A 3,208-nucleotide genomic window follows, 5' to 3' on the forward strand; every position below is an offset into this window, starting at 1 on the left:
GGTGATCTCCGTCTGGCCCAGCCAGATCCGCCCGCTGCTGACGGTGTCGAGACCCGCCAGGCAGTGCATCAGTGTCGACTTCCCCGACCCCGACGGGCCCATGATCGCCGTGAACCGCCCCCGTTCCATGTCGATGTCCACATGGTCGAGAGCCACCACCCGGGTCTCACCCGCGCCGTACGCCTTCACGACGCCCCTGGCCCGCGTGCTCACCACCCCGGTCGCCACAGCCGTTGTCACGTTCGTCTCCTCCGCGGACGGTCCTGCCCGTTCTTTCCTGTACGGAGGAAACGGTGCCGTCCACGCGGGGTCCGGCACGATGGTGCAGGTGGCCGTATCCGCCCTGCGGTTTACCCCACCTTCCCCACTGCCCCCTGGGCGTACATCCGCGCGATCACGTCCTCGATGTCCGGCTCCCGCAGCGACAGATCCGCCACGGGATACCCCGCCGCGACCGCCGCCACCAGGGGCGCCGCGCTCGCCGCCGCGGGGAACGCCAGCCACTGTCGCGGCCCCTCCACCCGCACCGTCCGCGCCCCGGGCACCGCGATCGGCGGCAGCTCGCGCTCCAGCTCCACCACGAGCGTCCGCTCCCCGTCCCCCGTCTCCCGCAGCCCGGCGAGCGCGCCGTCGTACATCAGCCGGCCGTGGTCGATCACCATCACCCGCGAACACAACTGCTCGATGTCGGACAGATCGTGCGTCGTCAGCAACACAGTCGTGCCCCGTTCCGCATTCAGATCGCGCAAGAACGTGCGCACCTTCGCCTTGCTGATCACATCGAGTCCGATCGTCGGCTCGTCCAGGTACAGCACCTCGGGGTCGTGCAGCAGCGCCGCCGCGATGTCGCCCCGCATCCGCTGCCCCAGCGACAGCTGCCGCACCGGCACCGGCAGCAGCTCCGCCAGGTCGAGCAGCTCGACGCACCGCTCCAGGTTCGCCCGGAAACGCGCCTCCTCCACCCGGTACAGCCGCCGCACCAGCGCGTACGAGTCGCGCAGCGGCAGGTCCCACCACAGCGTCGTGCGCTGCCCGAAGACCACCCCGATCCGCCGCGCCAGCCGCGTGCGCTCCCGCGCCGGATCGACCCCGGCGACCCGCAGCCGCCCGCCGCTCGGCGTGAGGATGCCCGTCAGCATCTTGATCGTCGTGGACTTCCCCGCCCCGTTCGGCCCGATGTACCCCACCATCGCCCCGCGCTCGACGGTGAACGAGATGCCGTCCACCGCCCGCACCTCCTCCCGCGCACGCCGCCACCGCCCGGCCCGCCGCCGCACCTGGAACACCTTCTCCAGGTCCGCCACCTCTATCAGCGCCTCACCCATCGCCATCCCCTCAACTCCCCGTGCTCCGGTACGTCCCCAGCGCCCGCCGCCAGGCCAGCCCCGCCCCCAGCAGCAGCACCCCCGCCACCACGGGCGAGAGGAAGTCCACAAACCCCGGCAGCCCCAGCGGATCGTCCCTGCCCAGCAGCCGCATCGCCGGAATCCAGTTCACGAACGCCAGCGGCACGACGAACGTCACCCCCTGCACCAGCTCCCGCGCGAAGATCGTCGGCGGGTACTGGAGCAGCGTGCTGCCGCCGTACGTGAACGAGTTCTGCACCTCCGCCGCGTCCTGCGCGTAGAACTGGAAGACCGCGCCGAAGACGTAGACCGCCACGAAGATGGCCCCACCGGCGAGCAGCATCATCACCAGCAGCCCGACCCGCCCCGCCGTCCACTCCACGTCCACGCGCGGCAGCGCCCACGCCAGGACGACGAGCCCCTGCACCGCCCGCCCGAGCCGCCGCAGCGCGAACCGGTCGGCCGCGAGCTGCACGAACACGGGCACGGGCCGTACGAACAGCACGTCCAGCGACCCGTCCCTGATCCGGGTCCCGACGCGGAACAGCTCACCCGTCAGCAGGTTGGCGACCGACAGCGCGAAGCTCGTCGTCCCGTACAGCAGCCCGACCTCGGCGACCGAGAACCCGCCGAGCGCGTCGACATGGGCGAACATGATCAGGATCGCGATGAAGTCGAGCCCCGTGAGCATCACATTGCCGACGAAAGTCAGCACGAACGAGAACCGGTAGGTCATCGACGATCGCATCCACATCGCGGCGATCAGCGCGTACGACCGCAGCGCCTCACCCACCCTGGACCACCACCCGCCGCGTCGCCGCCGCCTGCACGGCGCGCGCCACGAGGAACAGCGCCACACCCCAGCCCACCGACAGCGCGAGCACCCCCGCCAGCCCGGCCCCCGAGTACCGCCCGAGCAGGACGTCGGCCGGCACCTGGAGGGTCGCGGCCCAGGGCAACCACTGCGCGATATCGGCGAAATCCCCGGGGAAGACCGTGAGCGGCATCAGCATTCCGGAGAAGAACATCGACGTGAGCGTGTAGACCGCCGAGACCCCCGCCGCGTCCATCAGCCAGAAGGCGGAGAGGCCGACGAGGAAGCGGATGCTGAAGCTCACCAGGACGGCGACGAACACGGCGAGCAGGAAGAACGCCCACCGCAGCGGGTCGGACGGCAGCGCCAGGTCGAAGGCCAGCGCGCCCAGCAGCATCGGCACGACGCCACGGCCGAGCAGGTGGAAGGACGCGCGCCCGAGGTCCGAGGCGAACCACCACAGCTGGAAGTCCGCCGGACGGTAGAGGTCGATCACGACATCGCCCCGCCGCACCCGTTCCTGCAACTCGTCGCCGACACCGCTGCCCATCAGCGACACACAGGCCAGCAGCGCCTGCCCGACCCAGACGAACGTCAGCGCCTGCGACCGGTCGTATCCGCCGAGCTGCGGGCGCAGGTCCCACAGGGCGATGAACGTGTAGCTCAGGATGAAACCGAACACTGTGTTGGCCACCACACCGGCGAACGTCGCCGCGCGATAGGTGGCATAGCGGCGGAAGCTGCTCACCGCCACCGCCGGATAGATCCCCGATCCCCGCACGCGCACCCCGACCTCCCCGTGACCGCGCGGCCGGCCGCACGCCAACTCCGTTGCGGCGCACGGCGCCAAAGCAACCCAGCCTAGGACCGCCGAGTTGCCCCTGCCAGGGCTCATCGGGCGGTCCCAGGTCTCGATTTGACACTGCCCTGACCGGTCCGTAAGGTCCTTCGAGCTTGCCCGGGAGGCCGATTTGGATCGGCCGGGAGAATGCTCTACGGTGTAAGCAACTGCTCCCGACGAAGCGGAAGTTCGAGAAATCGAGCGTGG

General features: G+C 70.4%; 4 protein-coding genes. All 4 read right to left on the reverse strand.

Translation table 11 applies throughout. The features are described from left to right. On the reverse strand, window positions 1–213 hold a 213-nt coding region (locus tag ACL02R_RS29940; protein ID WP_412800104.1), incomplete at its 3' end, for an ATP-binding cassette domain-containing protein. Between the two features lie 137 nt (window positions 214–350). Next, a complete protein-coding gene (locus ACL02R_RS29945; protein WP_412800102.1) occupies window positions 351–1,331 on the reverse strand; it encodes an ATP-binding cassette domain-containing protein in 981 nt (326 codons plus the stop codon). Window positions 1,332–1,335: 4 nt separating this feature from the next. Beyond that, a complete protein-coding gene (locus tag ACL02R_RS29950) occupies window positions 1,336–2,100 on the reverse strand; it encodes an ABC transporter permease (RefSeq protein ID WP_412800105.1) in 765 nt (254 codons plus the stop codon). A 31-nt stretch (window positions 2,101–2,131) separates the two neighbouring features. Further along, a complete protein-coding gene (locus tag ACL02R_RS29955) occupies window positions 2,132–2,947 on the reverse strand; it encodes an ABC transporter permease (RefSeq protein WP_412800103.1) in 816 nt (271 codons plus the stop codon). Window positions 2,948–3,208: the final 261 nt, after the last annotated feature.

It is taken from the genome of Streptomyces sp. MS19 (assembly GCF_047200595.1).
GTDB lineage: Bacteria > Actinomycetota > Actinomycetes > Streptomycetales > Streptomycetaceae > Streptomyces.

Coding starts and splice junctions, on each gene's coding strand:
- ACL02R_RS29945 (WP_412800102.1), bottom strand. CDS start 1,331: ATGGCGATGGGTGAGGCGCTGATAGAGGTGGCGGACCTGGAGAAGGTG.
- ACL02R_RS29950 (WP_412800105.1), bottom strand. CDS start 2,100: ATGTGGATGCGATCGTCGATGACCTACCGGTTCTCGTTCGTGCTGACT.